This window comes from Mesorhizobium sp. P2_E10, assembly GCF_056404235.1.
Window position 1 is genome coordinate 299,646 of sequence record NZ_JBFUEK010000005.1, and the last position, 16,926, is coordinate 316,571.

The window sequence follows — 16,926 nt, forward strand, 5'->3', positions numbered from 1 at the left end:
TCGAACCGGAGGGCATCATTTCATGCACATTTTTGCCGAGCGGGCGACGCTGATGCTCGGCCTGGACCGGGCAGGAAGGACGCGAACGGCCGTTCGCGCCATCAGGAAGTACTGTCATGTCGAACTCGCTCGCCGGCGGCGACGGCGCAGCAAGGCCATGGTGATCGGCATTACCGGGAGTTCGGCCAAAACAACGACGGCGGAACTTCTTGCCTTTATCCTCGACTCGCAAGGACGCGTCCATAAGCAGACCCATGGCAACACGTTCAAACCCCTTGTCAAAGGGCTCCGGCACCTGCCACTTGACGCCGACTACGCAGTGGTGGAGGTGGCCGCTGGCGGCAAAAGCCGCGTGGGCGCGATGGCATCACTGCTCAAGCCGCACGTCGCGGTCGTCACCTTGGTTGCCGACGAACACAGATCCATCTTTCGGGGTGCCGATGCCGTCGCTACCGAAAAGCAGGCGCTGGTCCAGTCGCTTCCGCCCGAGGGTTTGGCCATGCTCAACGCCGATGACGCGCGTGTCATGGCGATGGCAGCAGCAAGCGCGGCGCGCGTCGTAACCTTCGGGCGCGGGGACCAGGCCCGTTATCGCGCCACCGACATCCAGGCCGCCTTCCCGCAGCGGCTGACAATGCGTCTGATTTGGCCCGGCGGCTCCCTTTACGTGCATACGCGCTTCGTCGCCGAGCACTTCTGGCTGCCCGTAGCGGCGGCCGTCGCGAGTGCCATCGAACTAGGCCTCGATCCAGAGCGCATCAGCGAACGGGTTGCGCGTTTCGAACCCCTGTTCAACCGCTGCGGCGTGCTCGAGGTCCCGCACGGACCGACCTTCCTGATCGACACGGCAAAGGCGCCGCTCCATTCCCTCGGGTTGGCCTTCGCCGCTCTGGATCGGGCCCAGATGCCCCACAAGCGCGTGGTACTCGGTCATATTGCCGACTATGCCGGCAAGGCCAGCAAAGCCTACCGCAAGGCATACCGGGACGCACAAGCCGTCGCCCAGGAGACCATTTTTGTCGGCGAGCATGCACATCGCGCGGCGCCCTCCGATGATGACCGCAACAGCGGCCGATTCCACGAAATGCACTCGGTGCGCAAAGCCGCCGATCATATCAAGGCGACGCAACGCCCGGATGAGCTGATCCTGATCAAGAGCTCGCGCAACCTTCATCTGGAGCGCATCGGCCTCGCGCTGACCAGGGACGTTCAATGCTGGGAAGACCTCTGCGGCCACGACTTTAGTTGTTTGCACTGCGGCAAATATGGCATTCCCTTTGAGAAACACGGCGAGGTCCGCGCGGCGCAAAAGCGTTCCCGCCGGTGGTGGCGACGGCTTTTCTCGCGCCCGTCACCCTGACGCCCGAAAACGCGGCCGGCTTGAAGTCGGCAATGCAGGCGCAGAGCACGAGCAGGAAACCCCTCGAAGGCCGCCAGATCAGCCGCCCACAGACCAATGGCAGCCTGTCGATCCGCCAGTCATGGCATGATCACGGTTCCATTGTGTTTCAAGAGCGGAGCGAATTCTTTTGTTTTCGTGCCCTCTCTTGTCTTGCGTCTTTCATTCCCCGGATGCCCCACATATATTCGCGCCGACACGAAACTGATGCCGAAGCGGGAGGCCCCAATGGCGACATTGCAGAATTTCGATGCCGAAATTGCCAAGACCAAGCAGGTCGTGCAGGACATGCGCACCAAGATCGAGCAGTCCGGCACCGTGCTTGATACGCTGGCGACCGCCGACAAGAAGATCGGCGACGCCAATTTCGACATCGAAAACGCCCGCATCGAGGATGTACTGAAGCAGCAGAAGGTCATGGAAGGCAACATCGCCGACCTGATTATCGGGCTGGAGGACGCCACCAACGTCTTCGGCGCCGAATTCGAGAGCATGAAGAATTACACCGGCTGGGAAAATCTCGTCGGCATCTTCTCCGACCAGAGCAAGCAGCGCATGCGCACCGATCGCGTGCGCAACATGTCGCTGGCCGGCAATCTGCAGGAACTTCTGGTCAAGTCCGACACCATCGTCGGCATCCTCAAGGCGCAAAAGGAGATCCTCGACCAGCGCTACAAGACCTCCGAAAATAGCCTGTCGCAGGTCATCGAGCGCCGCAAGGTGACCATGGCCAACCTCGAAGCCGTGCAAAAGCGCATCGAGGAGGTCAATCCGCTGCTGCTCGACATCGAGAACAAGATCGCGGCGTCGACCAGCCAGAAGGAGCGCACGCAGCTTGAGGGCGAGCGCTCGAAACTTGCCACCGAATACAACGAAAAGCAGGCCAAGGAGCAGGAACTCCTGGCCGAGAGCCAGACGCTGGAACGCTACACCTCGATGTTCCAGACCTTCGTCGATTCGCTCAACAACCAGATTGCCGCGCAGTCGACGCTGATCAACAAGCTGACCATCGATACCGAGCAGCGCATCGTGCTCTACAAGGCGCTCGAAGATTCGCTTAAGACCGCCGCCCAGCAGGACGTTGCCCACAAGATCAACACGCTGGGCAGCCAGGTCGACAACGCCGCCGAAGAGACCATGGCCGGCATTGGTGCCGCCTCGCAGAAGCACATCGGCGATCTCTTGGAAATGCACGAGAAGAACATGGTCGGCAGCGCCGACATCCAGCGCCGCAAGAAGCTGGCCGACGACGCCTTCGCCCGCCGCTTCGACGAGGTGATGAAGAAGCACAATTCGGCAAACTACGTGCAGTCGTAAGGGTGCACCCACCGCTCGCGTCCATGGCCATCCCAAGAGCACAAGCATGACCCCCGAAAACGAAGCGGCGGCCCGCTATTTTTCGGCGATCACGGCTGCACTCAGCGGCCTTGAAGTGTTCATGCGCGACGACCGCTCGCCGCTCTACCGGCACGGCATCGTCGCCAAGATCGTTGCCGAATACATTGCCAGGCTGGACAAGTCCTTTACCTGCTGGCGCAACCGGCTGGGCTTCATGGACACGTTCCGCATTTCGCGCGCCGAAAGCGGTTTTCCGGTCTTCCAGAACCTGCTTGAACTGGAAAACGACCGCCGCCAGGCCGACAGCCGCCTCGCCAACATCCCGCTGGCCGGCGAGTTGCGCGAGGAAATGGCCGACTTCATCCTGCGCCACAAGGAGTTTCCCGAGGCGCTGCAGAAGTCGATGGCCGAGCGGCTCTATCTCGAGGACGTCAAGAGCGAGCAGACCTTCGGCCCGTTCTCGCTGGCGCAGACGGCAAAAGTCTCGGTCAATCCGAAGACGGGGCGGCCCTATTACCTCGTGCACTGGGCCACTTTCGACGGCAGCGCCAACCTGCCCCTGGTCTACATGGTGACGGTGGAGGATTCCTCCGAAGACATGATCCGCCAGCTTGTCGACAGCAGCGGCAAGCTCAACGACAAGGTCGACATTCCGCTGCCCGTCGACGGCTTGCTCAATCCCGAGCTTGCCCACCGTTTCGACGATTTTACCGAGAAGAATTCCGCCTACGCGCTGTCGCCGGCGACGATCGCGGTCAATCTCGACAAGGATTTCGAGCCGCTGCACCCCAAGCAGTTGCGCCGCGTCGTGCTCGGTCCCTTCTATTCGGCAGGCATTACCGACAACAACTCGACGGTCACGGAAGTGCTGGCCAAGGTGCGCAAGCCGGAAAACGCCTGGCTTTTGACCTGGACTATCCAGGAAGTCTATTCGAAGGGCGAAAAGCCCGGCCGCAAGGGCCTGTTCTCCAGCGAAAAGACGACGCAGGAATTCTTCATCAACACCGACGATCTGGAGGCGGCGCGCCAGGGCGTGTCGAGCTATGAGAACCATGCGCTGATCCCGCATGAAGCCTATCAGGCTCTCTACGCCGCCGGCGAGGCGCAAAAGATCTTTTCGGGCTACAAGGTCCACATCCTGTCCAACGGACAGGTCATCAGCGACGTCTGACCGTCAAACCGCGGAGCATCCTTCATGGACACCGGCCTGACCACCATTCCGGAAGCGGCTATCGAAAAGCACCGCGCCACCGCGCAGAGCTTCATCACACGCGTCGTCGTTCTGGAAGATCCTTCACGCGAATCCGGCACAGCGCTCGCCGGCACAAACCGCCGCTTCGTCTCGACCGTCTCGGTCGGCTCGGTGCGGCGCACGCGCGAGGTCGAACTGACCAAGACCGTCGCCGCCATCCATCCCGACGATCAGCTGATGAGCATCCCGCAGCACACCCTGTTGTTTCGTGCCCGGCGCGGCCTGGCGATTGCGCTCGCCATTTCCGACATCTTCGCCGAGGGCTCTGACCTCGAAAGCCTGCAGGCCAAGAACACCCGCGCGCCGCTCGAAGGCGACGAAGCCACCACCTTCAAAAAGCTTCTGTCAGCCTCGGCTTACATTTCCGCCTTCAGCCTTGCCTCCTACCTGTTCCAGCTGGTCGATAGCGACGGCGAGGCGCCGAACGATATCCCCGAGCCGGACTTTCTTTTCGACACGCCGCAGGACGCCGTGAAGTCGATCGTCGCCGGTCTCGACAAGGCGATTGCCGGCTCGAAGGACGATGGCGATTTGACGACCCGGGCGCGCGCCTTTGCCCGTGTCGCCATCGATGGGCTGTTGGCCCGCAAAGGCCGCTTCGACGGCATCGGCCCATTCGAGAACGCCCATATCCGCATCGACTCCGATGATTTCACCCTGGACGGTTTCGACGTCGCGCCGGGCAAGCGCTCCAAGCCGCTGGTGATGACCTTCAAGACGCCGGAAGAGGTTGTCGGCAACCACATTGCCAAATACCAATCGGTCAAGCTCGCCAAGATGCTGATGGCTTACGATTTCGAGCGCGAGCTGAACCCGTTCGTCGAGCTCGGCGGCTTCCTGTTCACCTTCATTGGTGATGGCGCGCCCGGCACCGGCAAGACGACGCTGATCCAGATGATCGCCGGTCTCGTCAACAATTACTGCCAGGTCGCCGGCTACCCCTTTGCCTACGAGAATTTCGGCGTCGACCAGATCTCCTCCTATCAGGGCAAATCCGGCCAGAACTGCCGCCAGTTCATCAACAATGTCTTGAACCCGCGCGTCATCGGCTTCGGCACCATCGACGACATCGACCAGGTGGCCGCCAGACGCTCCGACGACCGCGCCTCGGCCGGCCAGCAGGAAATCACCGGCGTCTTGATGGACGCCTTTGCCGGCGCCGGCACCGTTGTGCGCGGCAACTGCTCGTTCGGCATGTTCTCCAACTACCCCGAGAACGTCGACGATGCACTGCGCCAACGCGCCGGCGCCCGCTGGCTGGTCGACGGGCCGCAGAGCCGCGACGACTACATCGACATCTTTGTCCTGCTGGCGGGAAAGAACCACAAGATCCCGCTTGGCGACCACAAACTCTATGCCGCCCAGGAAATCCAGCGCGCGGTGACCGAAGCCTATGAGGAGCATGAAAAGCCGCAGGAAGACGGGCTGATCAAGGTCTACGAGTGCTACATGAAGGAAAATGGTGCGCCGAAATCGATGGCCGATATCGGCACCTATCTGCACATGATCAAGGATGCCGAGCCGCGCTTCACCGGCCGCGCCATCAAGAACGTCACCGACGCCATCAAGATGCGCGCCATGGACATCGAACTGCCGGATGAGTGGTTCGAGAAGCCGGAAGCCTTCATGCACAAGGGCTACGACGACAAGAAGGCGATGATCGAGGAACTGCGCGGCCCGTTCTCGATGGACATGGTCATGCAGGAGGTCAACCGCTACGCCGACTCGGAGTTCCGCTATTCCGACAAGTCCGACGACGCCGCGGTCACCAAGATGATCCGCGACACCCGCCTGCGCGACCGCGCCGTGCGCGAGATCGAGGAGATGAAGAAAAAGGGTTTATGGAATGCGTGAAATGCGCCGCCGTCCCCTTCTCCCCTTGTGGGAGAAGGTGTCGCCGAAGGCGACGGATGAGGGGTGTTCCAGCTTGGCACCGACGGAGCTCTGGCCAACACCCCTCATCCGTCTCGGCGCTGCGCGCCGATCCACCTTCTCCCACAAGGGGAGAAGGGAAGTCCGCTCCCCTCATCGGCCCTTCGGGCACCTTCTCCCCGTGAACGGGGAGAAGGGAGGATGACCCATCCTGCCAAGAAACCAGACCTTTTGCGCGACAATGAGCTGATCTACGGCCGGCTGCTGACGGTTGACGAACCGCATCTGATCCAGCGCTACAACAAGGCGATGGTGGCCTTCGGGCTCAAAGCCACCAGGCTGAAGACCTTCCAGATCGATCGCACCGGCTTTTCGCCCGAGGTGGCCGAGGAGTGCGGCGATTATGACTATCTCGATCCCGACGAGGTCAACCGCCGCTTCATCATCCTGACGCCGTCACAGATCGACCTGCCGGTGGTCCACACCGCCTTTTCGAACACCTCGCAGCTGATGTTCGAGTTCATGTCGAAGAACCAGCGCGCCATCGACGCGCTGACCATCAAGGACGTCATATACGGCGAGATCGAGGATTCTGTCCCCAAGGTCAACGACATCGAGGACCTGTTGTCGATCAGCCAGGTCGAGTTCAAGGTGCTGTCGGCGGAGGACGTGCTGGGCAAGGCCGCCGAGCTCGGCAAGCTGGTCGACAGGCTGAAGCAGGAACCCGACGCCTGGCGCGACAGCACCATGCTCACCCGCATGGTGGAGTTGGCCAAGATCTGCGGCGACATCCGCGAGAACGCGCTGGTCCCCGATCAGGTGATCTTTCGCCACAACGCTTACTGGACCAGCCACTTCGGCGGCCTCTATGTCTTCGTCGACCCTGATATGACGACCGTGATCAGCGATCCGGCCGCACCCGGCTTCCGCCGCTCACGGCCATGGCAGGTGAGTTACATCTCGATCAGCGATGCCGACAAGGTGTTCAAGTTCCTCGCCTCGACCGGCCGCATCGAGCTGCCGCGCGCCTCGTGGATCGAAACCTCCGGCTATCTCGAGCACCGCGCCGAAATGGTGGTGCGCGCGCTGATCCGCGACTCCGAGCCCGACCGCAATCTGACCGACGTCGACAAGGTCTGGCTGCAGACCTGGATCCACGGCCATGCCGACTTGATCACCAGGGACGGCAATTTCCCCTTCCTCAACGCCGCCAAGCGCGAGATTTCCCAGCTTGGCCATCTCAAGATCGACGACGTGTTTCCGCAGCAGCGCTTCCTGGTGATCCGGGCCAAGCCCGACCATCCTGATGCCTGGCTGACCAACCAGCTGATCTCGGATTTCGTGCCGCAGGACTTCGTCTCGCGCTACGTCTTCAACAAGCCGGGCTTCTACAGGGACTATGACGGTTACAGCGACGCCTGGCGATCGCATGTTGTGGACGTTCTGAAAACCACATATTTGAAAGACAAGGTGGCGTTTCGCACGCGCCTTTATGGCCTGACTGATTGAGGGGTGAACGAGAGCCATGCTTGATCCGATCGTGAATTTCTTCACCCGCATTTTCCAGTGGATTGGTCGCGGCATCGGCCTGCTGATCGGTGTGATCCTGTGGCCATTCCTATGGGCCGGGCAATGGTACACGCAGCGCGGCTGGATCCTGAAGGCAGTGGTCGGCTTGGCGCTCCTGGTGCTGATCGGTCTCTATGCCAATTTCTTCTACGCCACCCAGTGGTGGAACAAGTTCGACCCCAACTACGTCGACAAATACACCTTCGAGAACCGCAATATTTCCGCTGGCGAGCAGGTTGCAGCAGGCGCCGGCACTGCCACCGCCAAGACCTGCGGAAATTCGGGCATCGCCCAGGTGGCGGCCGACCTCACCGACTTCAACGTCAACCAGAATGCCTGGATCTCGTCGATGATCCTCTACAAGCTCGGCCTGTTCGGCGTCGACTGGGATCACACGCCTTGGATGGACAACAAGGCTTCGTTCCAGCGCGGCGTCAACCAGGCGGTGCGGCGCACGGCAACCGAACTGGCCGACAATCTTGGCCGCGTCCGCACCACCTCGCAGATCGACGCCGATCTGCAGGACGCGCGCGGCAATCTGCAGTTCGACGAGGAAACCTGGTATTTCGGCCTGAACCCTTTCGGCCCGAAGACCCCGACGCCGAGCTACTACCGCGATGCGGTGAACAAGCTGCGCTCTTTCAACGCCCGGCTGGCCACCTGCCAGGCGACATTCGACGCCCGCGCCGACAATCTGAAACAGTATATCGACCGCATCTCATCCGATATCGGCTCAACCTCGGCGATCCTCAAGGAACGCGCCGAAAATCACAACAATGGCTGGTTCGACTTCCGTGCCGACGACCGCTTCTGGTTCGCCTATGGCCAACTCTATGCCTATTACGGGCTGATGAAGGGCGCCCAGGCCGACTTCGAGGACGTGATCAAGGAAAAGCATCTCGGCAATCTGTGGGACACCATGGACTCGCAGTTCGTCTCGGCGCTGCGCATCCAGCCCTTTATCATCGCCAATGGCCGCGAGGACGGCTGGATCATGCCGACGCATCTGACGACGATGGGCTTCTACGTGCTTAGGGTCCGCTCCAATATGGTCGAGATCAGCAACGTACTGACCCAGTAGCGCTATCCGCTCGATGCATGTCGCCCAAAAGCGGTCCCGGTTTTGGGATAACGACATGCATAAGAATAAATCCTAAAGCGCATTTCGCTTTAGGCACGGCGATGGCGAATTTGCGCCGTCGCCTCTGTCGCAATCCGTGCATTGTGCGGCTGTTTTGAGACGGCGGAACAGCGCCCGCTCTGGCTTCTATACGGCGCGGCAACCGGCGCAAAAAGGATCCATGACAGGTCCTGCCGGCAGCTGGAGCATTTTTCTTCATAGGAAACATAGTTGCATGCAAGTTGACGCCACGGCAGCGACAGGGTTAGAACATGCCCGCGCGCCTAACGGCCGTTTCGAATTGCCTGCGACGACCATAGCCACCAAACCCGTCCCCTCCATCGTCCAATCCAGAGGAAAGCCGTCATGGCCGAAGTGAAGTCCGACATCGAGATCGCCCGCGGCGCCAAGAAAAAGCAGATTCAGGAGATCGGCGCCAAGATCGGCATCCCAACCGAGCACCTTCTGCCTTACGGCCACGACAAGGCGAAAATATCAGCCGAGTTCATCAAGTCTGTGAAGGGCAACAAGGACGGCAGGCTGATCCTGGTCACCGCCATCAACCCGACGCCGGCCGGCGAAGGCAAGACAACCACCACGGTCGGCCTCGGCGACGGTCTCAACCGCATCGGCAAGAAGGCGATCGTCTGCATCCGCGAGGCCTCGCTCGGTCCGAATTTCGGCGTCAAGGGCGGTGCCGCCGGCGGCGGCTACGCGCAGGTCGTTCCGATGGAGGACATGAACCTCCACTTCACCGGCGATTTCCACGCCATCACCACCGCGCATAATCTGCTTTCGGCGCTGATCGACAACCACATCTACTGGGGCAACGAGCTCGGCATCGACACCCGCCGCGTCGTCTGGCGCCGCGTCATGGACATGAACGACCGCGCGCTGCGCGAGATGATCTGCTCGCTCGGCGGCGTCGCCAACGGCTTTCCGCGCGAAGGCGGCTTCGACATCACCGTCGCCTCGGAAGTCATGGCCATCCTGTGCCTGTCCACCGACCTCAAGGACCTGGAAAAGCGCCTCGGCGACATCATCGTCGCCTATCGCCGCGACAAGTCGGCGGTCTATGCCCGCGACCTCAAGGCCGACGGCGCCATGGCCGTGCTGCTGAAGGACGCCATGCAGCCCAATTTGGTGCAGACGCTGGAAAACAACCCGGCCTTCGTGCATGGCGGCCCGTTCGCCAACATCGCGCATGGCTGCAACTCGGTCGTCGCCACCACCACGGCGCTGAAGCTCGCCGACTACGTCGTCACCGAAGCCGGCTTCGGCGCCGATCTCGGTGCCGAAAAATTCTTCGATATCAAGTGCCGCAAGGCTGGCCTCAAGCCGGCGGCGGCGGTCATCGTCGCCACCGTGCGCGCCATGAAGATGAATGGCGGCGTCAAGAAGGAAGACCTCGGCAAGGAAAACGTCGAAGCGGTGAAGAAGGGCTGCGCCAACCTCGGCCGCCACATCGAGAACATCCGCCAGTTCGGCGTGCCGGCGGTGGTTGCCATCAACCATTTCTATTCCGACACGGACGCCGAAATCCAGGCGATGAAGGACTATGTCGCTTCGATGGGCGAAGAAGCGATCCTGTGCAAGCACTGGGCCCACGGCTCGGCCGGCATCGAGGAGCTCGCCAACAAGGTGGTGGCGCTGGCCGAATCCGGCGCATCGCAGTTCGCGCCGCTCTATCCTGATGCCATGCCGCTGTTCGAGAAGATCAACACCATCGTCCAGCGCATCTATCGCGGGTCCGAGGCGATCGCCGACAAGTCGGTGCGCGACCAGCTGCATGCCTGGGAGCAGGCCGGCTATGGCCACCTGCCGGTGTGCATGGCCAAGACGCAATATTCCTTCTCGACCGACCCGAACCTGCGCGGGGCGCCAACCGGCCACACCGTGCCGGTGCGTGAGGTCAGGCTGTCGGCAGGTGCGGGCTTCGTCGTCATCATCTGCGGCGAGGTCATGACCATGCCTGGCCTGCCCAAGGCGCCGTCCTCGGAAAAGATCTTCTTGAACGAGATCGGCCAGATCGAGGGGTTGTTCTAAGAGCGCATCCGGACTGCAATGACAAAGGGCGCCGTACTGCCGCGGCGCCCTTTTTGCTTGCCGGGCTTCTCAGGCCACTGTTGAGGACCCGACCTTCTTGATCCCGGCGACCGACATGCTGACGAACTGGTCGAGGATGGTGAAGAAGATGTCGAGGCTGAAACCGAACAGGAAGGCGAAGGTGAACAGGCTAAAGCCAATCCCCGAAACCTCGTCTCCAAGCTTGCTGCCCGGCGTCACGAACCAGGCAAGCACCATGCCGGCCAGCGCTCCCAGCGCGATCCTGTGGATCAACCGCGACAGCGGCGGATTGGGCAGCAGCGGATTGAGGATCATCCGCATGTGAAACATGATGGCTCCGAGCGCGCCGTAGAAGGCCGGGAGTATCCACAAGGCATATGGGCTGAGAACCTCGCCCAGCGTCTTTATCTGCGCGGTCAGCGTGTAGATCGAGTTCGGCGCGATCGTGATCACGCCGTCGCACTGCAGGCTGCGCGTTGCCTCGTCGAAATCGGCATTCACGTCCGTCACTTTTTCAGAAGACGCGCCTTCAGTATTGTTCGGGTTTTTCTTGTCGGTGTTTATCTGCGCGCAATAGGTATCCGGCTGGTTGGGGAGCTCCTTGATCTTGTCTGGACGCGTGGCTTTACTCACCCCCAGCGCCTGGTCACAGAACTGGTTAATCGCACCCTGCTGGGAGAATTGTGCCTGGCCCGCCGCTTCGCTATCGGCCGTGTGTGTCGAATAGAGCTCGCAGTACATCCATTGCATTCCCCAGATCGGGAATTGCGCGTCCTCAGTCATGAACCCTTGCGCTCTTCTCACCAGGGAGGAAAAGTGCTGGTCGAGAGCGTGAAGGTTATCTTCCGAGTTGTAGTAGGCGTCCTTCAGGAGCGTCAGGTCCGTGATCGAAGCCTGCTCGGACGATGCCGAGCTCAGTTGTTTCTTCGTCGCCCAAACCTGCCGAATCGCCTGCCCGAACCGTGCGCTGAAATCATTGTTGTCGATTTCTATGAGTTCGGAGTTTATCGCGGTTCCCTTGTTGTAAATGTACGTCAATCTTCCGGTTACAACCATGAAAAGCACGGAAAGAGCCACGAGAAAGTACGTCGCCAGCGCGGTCTTGCGCGACATGTCCCCAGGCGACCAGCCCGATCGCAGGGCCGCCAGGGTGGCAAATGGCACGGTGCCGGAGCAATCGTTGAACACCGTCTGAAGATTGACGACCTCAGGTTGGCTGGCCGTCGCATCGGGGAGCTTTTCGGCATTGCCAATAGCCGCAAACAGGGAACTGTCCTTGAACACGCCGTAGCGGCCGTAGCTGGCGACCAGCTTGGCATCCGCTATGAGTCCCGAAACGAGAGGGTCGGCCGGTGTCATCGTCATCGTGAAATCCCCCGCCTGACGACTACCCTAGATAGCCCGGCACATAGCCGTATTGCGATGGGCACCCGCACGGATATCCGGGCGGACCGGGCGGCTGTGCCCAGCACCAAAAATTGGGAGTGAAGCAAATCGTCCCCGGCGCGTGCGGAGGGACCTGGGCGAAAGCGGGCCACGGCAAGAGTGCCGCGGCACCGGCCAAGGCGAGAACGACTGCAGTTCTTGCAACTCGCGCTTTCACTTGTTTCTCCCGGGAAAGTCCACCGACCACACTCCCTGATCAAGCATGACCGTTCCGCAGAGAGAGGCTCTCGTCTGTGAAAGACTTCACTCCGTTCTTCAGTTCTCGCCAGGTTCTGAAATAGAGCACGATCCGAATTCTTGCGTTTGGCCGTCCATCATCCCGAAAGCGAATGAGCCCAGCGAAAAAGACTTCCAAACGGGCCACGGCCCCGCCCAAGGTATTCGTGACCAGGAAACGCCAAGGGGCGCCACAGCCCTGCGGCGCCCCTTTTCATTCGCGGCAATTTGCCTACGCAGCGTTGCGCGCCAACGCGCGCTGGTTGGACGCATAGGGCGTGTCGCGTTCGGGCAGCGCGCCGGTCTTCAGGCAATCGATCCATTCGGCTGTCTTGAGCACCGCCGCGAAGCGCGACTGCAGGATGATGGTTACCACGCGGTGGATCTCCTCAGCCGAGGCGTAGCCGGCGCTGTTGGCATAGGGCAGCGAGCCGGTGGCGTCGGACAGGAACTCGACCGCAAAGCCCATATGCACGGCGTGGATGATGGTCGACAGATCGCAATTATGCGTCATGTAGCCGATGACGGTGATCGTATCGATGGCGTTGGCGTGCAGCCAGTCTTCGAGATCGGTGCCGGTGAAGGCGCTGGGCAAGGTCTTTTCGACATAGTGGTCTCGACTGCGTCTGGCGATCTCCGGATGCAGTTCGGCGCCATGGCTGCCCTTGGCGAAAACCGGCGATGTCTCGGGCGCCAGCTGCTTGATGACCACCACCTTCACGCCGGCCGCGGCGGCCGCGTCCATGGCCCGGGCTACGTTGACGACGCTGTCGCGGAACGGCGGATGCTTGATGGCGAGATTGCCGCCGTCATAGTCGTTCTGGACGTCGACGACGATGAGAGCGCGGCGCGGCGCGGTTTTGACTGGGTCAGACATGGTGTTTTCCTTCAGGCTTGAATGCGATGGCCGAAAATAGATGCGTCACCAAACAGTCGAAAGTGTCCCAATTGACATTGTTCGAAAGAATTGGGACATTCCAGTCCGACCCTCAATGGTGCTCCCATGGCCGATCCGATTGTTGCCGCCATCGCCTTCGATGGCATCAGCCCGTTCCACCTCTCCGTGCCCTGCCTGGTATTCGGCGAGGATCGCACCGCGCTCGGCCTGCCGCGCTTCGACTTCCGCATCTGCGCACTCGAGGCGGGACCGGTCAGGACCGAAGCCGGGTTGACCGTGACCGCGCCGCATGGACTGGGCAGCCTCGACGACGCGGACATTGTGATCGTGCCAAGCTGGCGGGATCTGGACGATCCGCCGCCCGCATTTCTGACCGAGGCGCTGCGTCGGGCGCACCAAAACGGCGCGTTGCTTGTCGGGCTGTGCCTCGGCACCTTCGCCATTGCGGCAACCGGACTGCTTTCAGGGCGGCGCGCCGCCACGCACTGGGCCTATACCGAACAATTGCAGGCGCTCTATCCCGACATCGTCGTCAACGCTGACGTGCTCTACATCGACGAGGGCGATGTCATGACCTCCGCCGGTGTCGCCGCCGGGCTCGACTGTTGCCTCCACCTGGTGCGGGCCCGCTACGGAGTGGAGGCGGCACTACGCCTCGCGCGGCAGATCGTCCTGTCTCCGCATCGGCAAGGCGGGCAGGCGCAGTTCATCGAGCGCCCCATCGCCAAGGCCGAAAACGCAGACCGCTTCACACAGACCCTCGATGCGGTGCGCAAGACGCTCGGTGAAACGCACAGCCTGGACGACGTCGCTAATGCCGCAGGCTTGACCCGCCGAACGTTCACACGCCGTTTTCAGAAAACGATCGGCACCAGTTTCGGCGACTGGCTGACCGACCAGCGTGTCGCGCTGGCGCAGCGGCTGCTGGAGGCCACGGAAAAGTCGATGGACACGGTCGCCTTCGAGGCTGGCTTCGGCAGCGCCACATCGCTGCGCCAGCATTTCGCGGCGCGGCTGAGGACCTCGCCAGCGCAGTACCGTCGCGAATTCTCGAAGCGTATCGATCGGGACGAGCACGTCACCTCGCGCTGATCAGGCTGAATGGTCAGTCGCGCTTGAGCGACCGCGCCGGATTGCCGACGACGGTCATGTTCGCGGCCACGTCGCGCGTCACCACGGCACCGGCGCCGACAATGGCGCCCTCGCCTATTCTGACGCCGCCGAGAATGACCGCGCTGCCGCCGATCCAGGCATTGTCACCGATCTCTACCGGTCTGGCGATCTCCAGTCCCGCCTGCCGCCCGGCGGCCTCCTGGTGGTGTTCGGCGCAGTAGATCTGCACATTGGGGCCGAGCAGCGTTCCCTTGCCGATGCGCACGGTCGCCGTATCGAGAATGGTGCAACCGGCATTGAGAAAAGTGCCCTCGCCGAGAAAGATGTTGAAGCCGTAGGCGCAGTGGAACGGCGCTTCGATCCGGGCGCCCTCGCCCGCGCCGCCGAGCAGCGATTTGAGGGCCGGCCCGATGTTGCCGCGTTGGCGAGGCGGCAGTGAATTGTGCTCGAACAGCGCGTCGCGCGCGTTGACGCGCAATGCCTCCAGCTCCGCATCGAGGCACGTGTACCACCCGCCCGCCGCCATCTTCGTGCGTTCGCTTTCGGCCATGACCGCGCCTCCGTCTCTTCCTCGTGCTTGACTGTCTTACCAAAGTACAATGCGCCCTGCGCAAGAAGTGCCAGGGCCGACTCTGTTCAAAGACCGGACCTATGCTAGCTTGCCTTCGCGGACCTGTCCCGGGCCTGCCATCGAAGGGATCAAACATGCTTTACCTTCTTGCACTTCTGATCGGCGTCATCGCCGGCCTGCGCGCCATGACCGCACCCGCCACCGTCGCCTGGGGCGCCTGGCTCGGCTGGCTACCACTCGCCGGCACCTGGGCGAGCTTCATGGGCCACTGGATCGCGGTGGGCATCTTCACCATCCTGGCCATCGTCGAACTGATCACCGACCAGTTGCCCTCGACCCCGAGCAGAAAAGTGCCGCAGCAATTCGGCGCTCGCATCATCACGGGCGCCTTCACTGGCGCGGTAATCGGCGCCACCGGCGGCGCCACCATCGGCGGCCTGATCGCCGGGGTCATCGGCGCGGTGATCGGGACGTATGGCGGCGCCGAAGTGCGCGGCCGGCTGGCAGCAAGCTTCGGCAAGGACCTGCCCGCTGCCCTCATCGAGGACGCCGTGGCGATCATCGGCGGGCTGCTGATCGTGGCTGCGGTGGCATGACGGCCCAAGCCTCAGACGCCAAGACATTCGACGCCATCATCATCGGCGCCGGACAGGCCGGCCCATCGCTCGCCGCCCGGCTGAATGCCGCCGGCATGAGCGTAGCGCTGATCGAGCGCAAGCTGGTCGGCGGCACCTGCGTCAACACCGGCTGCATGCCGACCAAGACCATGGTGGCCAGCGCCTATGCGGCACATCTGGCGCGGCGCGCCGCCGACTATGGCGTGACGATTGGCGGCCCGGTCGGCGTCAATTTCAAGGCGATCAAGGCGCGCAAGGACAAGGTCTCGAACGATGCCCGCATTGGGCTCGAGACCTGGATCGCCGGCATGGACAAATGCACGCTCTATCGCGGCCATGCGCGTTTCGAATCCGCCAACACCGTGCGGGTCGGCGAGGATCTGCTGACCGCCGAGCGCATGTTCCTCAACACCGGAGGCCGCGCCTCGGTGCCCGACCTGCCCGGCATCAATGACATTTCCTATCTGACCAATTCGTCGATGATGGATCTCGATGTACTGCCACGCCATCTCGTCGTCGTCGGCGGCAGCTACATCGCGCTCGAATTCGCGCAGATGTTCCGCCGCTTCGGCTCCGATGTGACCGTCATCGAAAAGAGCCCGCGGCTCACCGGCCGCGAGGACGAGGATGTCTCCGCCGCCATCCTGTCGATCCTCGAAAACGAAGGCATTGCGGTCCATGTCGGCGCCGACGACATCGGCTTTGCCAAGCAGGGCGACGATATCGCCGTGACTTTCTCCGCCGGCAAGCCACCGGCGGTCGGCTCGCATGTGCTGCTGGCGCTGGGCCGAATGCCCAACACCGACGATCTCGGCCTGGACAAGGCCGGCGTCGAGGTCGACCGGCGCGGCTTCGTCACCGTCGACGACCAGTTGCGCACCACAGCGCCCGGCATCTGGGCGATGGGCGATTGCAACGGCAAAGGCGCCTTCACCCACACCTCCTACAATGACTACGAGATCGTCGCCGCCAATCTGCTCGACAATGACCCGCGCAAGGTAAGCGACCGCATCGAAGCCTATGCGCTCTACATCGACCCGCCGCTCGGCCGCTGCGGCATGACCGAGGCCGCGGTGAAGAAATCCGGCCGCCGCGCCTTGGTCGGCCAGCGGCCGATGACCCGGGTCGGCCGCGCCGTCGAAAAGGGCGAGACGCAAGGCTTCATGAAGATCCTGGTCGATGCCGACACCAGGGAAATCCTCGGCTGTTCGGTGCTTGGCCCCGGCGGCGACGAGGCGGTGCACTGCGTGCTCGACCTGATGTACGCCAAGGCGCCAATCGACACGCTGGCGCGGGCAACCCACATCCACCCCAATGTTTCGGAGCTTCTGCCCACCATCGCCCAGGACTTGAAGCCGCTCGCATAGAACGGTTTTGAAACCGCCGGGGTTTGACGGACGTTTCGACACTCGGCCTTCGACAAGCTCACTGCTTTCTGCAATGCTGCA

13 protein-coding genes are annotated in these 16,926 nt (G+C 62.1%); 10 read left to right on the top strand and 3 right to left on the bottom strand.

The window, feature by feature from the left end; genetic code table 11:
* Positions 1 to 22: 22 nt before the first annotated feature.
* From AC1D0N_RS16270 to AC1D0N_RS16300, 7 genes are all read left to right on the top strand, one after another.
* Positions 23 to 1,360 carry a Mur ligase family protein gene (locus tag AC1D0N_RS16270; RefSeq protein ID WP_477245557.1) on the top strand — a complete coding sequence of 446 codons (1,338 nt, stop codon included), beginning with the start codon at positions 23 to 25 and terminating at the stop codon, positions 1,358 to 1,360.
* Positions 1,361 to 1,627: 267 nt separating this feature from the next.
* Positions 1,628 to 2,716, top strand: a complete 1,089-nt coding sequence (locus AC1D0N_RS16275) for a hypothetical protein (RefSeq protein WP_477245559.1) — start codon at positions 1,628 to 1,630, stop codon at positions 2,714 to 2,716.
* 46 nt (positions 2,717 to 2,762) lie between these two features.
* Entirely contained in the window at positions 2,763 to 3,908 is a 1,146-nt protein-coding gene (locus tag AC1D0N_RS16280; RefSeq protein WP_477245561.1) for a hypothetical protein, read from the top strand.
* Between the two features lie 24 nt (positions 3,909 to 3,932).
* On the top strand, positions 3,933 to 5,843 hold the full coding sequence (locus AC1D0N_RS16285; protein ID WP_477245563.1) for an AAA family ATPase: 1,911 nt from the start codon (positions 3,933 to 3,935) through the stop codon (positions 5,841 to 5,843).
* 219 nt (positions 5,844 to 6,062) lie between these two features.
* The gene (locus AC1D0N_RS16290) at positions 6,063 to 7,370 is read left to right on the top strand and encodes a DUF6638 family protein (protein ID WP_477245565.1); all 1,308 of its coding nucleotides are present in this window, start codon (positions 6,063 to 6,065) and stop codon (positions 7,368 to 7,370) included.
* 16 nt (positions 7,371 to 7,386) lie between these two features.
* The gene (locus tag AC1D0N_RS16295; RefSeq protein WP_477245567.1) at positions 7,387 to 8,511 is read left to right on the top strand and encodes a DUF2333 family protein; all 1,125 of its coding nucleotides are present in this window, start codon (positions 7,387 to 7,389) and stop codon (positions 8,509 to 8,511) included.
* 405 nt (positions 8,512 to 8,916) lie between these two features.
* A complete protein-coding gene (locus AC1D0N_RS16300; RefSeq protein ID WP_477245568.1) occupies positions 8,917 to 10,596 on the top strand; it encodes a formate--tetrahydrofolate ligase in 1,680 nt (559 codons plus the stop codon).
* 69 nt (positions 10,597 to 10,665) lie between these two features.
* Here the strand turns inward: AC1D0N_RS16300 and AC1D0N_RS16305 are convergent, their stop codons facing one another.
* Positions 10,666 to 11,982, bottom strand: coding sequence for a hypothetical protein (locus AC1D0N_RS16305; protein ID WP_477245570.1), 1,317 nt, complete (start codon positions 11,980 to 11,982; stop codon positions 10,666 to 10,668).
* A gap of 529 nt (positions 11,983 to 12,511) precedes the next feature.
* On the bottom strand, positions 12,512 to 13,156 hold the full coding sequence (locus AC1D0N_RS16310) for a cysteine hydrolase family protein (RefSeq protein WP_477245572.1): 645 nt from the start codon (positions 13,154 to 13,156) through the stop codon (positions 12,512 to 12,514).
* Between the two features lie 126 nt (positions 13,157 to 13,282).
* On the opposite strand from AC1D0N_RS16310, the gene AC1D0N_RS16315 reads away from it, so the two are divergent.
* Complete coding sequence (locus tag AC1D0N_RS16315; protein ID WP_477245574.1) at positions 13,283 to 14,269, top strand: helix-turn-helix domain-containing protein; 987 nt, start codon at positions 13,283 to 13,285, stop codon at positions 14,267 to 14,269.
* 13 nt (positions 14,270 to 14,282) lie between these two features.
* Here AC1D0N_RS16315 and AC1D0N_RS16320 read toward each other — a convergent pair whose 3' ends face one another.
* Positions 14,283 to 14,840 carry a sugar O-acetyltransferase gene (locus tag AC1D0N_RS16320; protein ID WP_477245576.1) on the bottom strand — a complete coding sequence of 186 codons (558 nt, stop codon included), beginning with the start codon at positions 14,838 to 14,840 and terminating at the stop codon, positions 14,283 to 14,285.
* Between the two features lie 155 nt (positions 14,841 to 14,995).
* On the opposite strand from AC1D0N_RS16320, the gene AC1D0N_RS16325 reads away from it, so the two are divergent.
* Positions 14,996 to 15,457 (top strand): DUF4126 domain-containing protein, encoded by a 462-nt coding sequence (locus AC1D0N_RS16325; RefSeq protein WP_477245578.1) that lies wholly within the window; start codon positions 14,996 to 14,998, stop codon positions 15,455 to 15,457.
* Positions 15,454 to 16,845, top strand: coding sequence for an FAD-containing oxidoreductase (locus tag AC1D0N_RS16330; protein WP_477245580.1), 1,392 nt, complete (start codon positions 15,454 to 15,456; stop codon positions 16,843 to 16,845). Before AC1D0N_RS16325 ends, AC1D0N_RS16330 begins: the two co-directional genes overlap by 4 nt.
* Positions 16,846 to 16,926 lie beyond the last annotated feature (81 nt).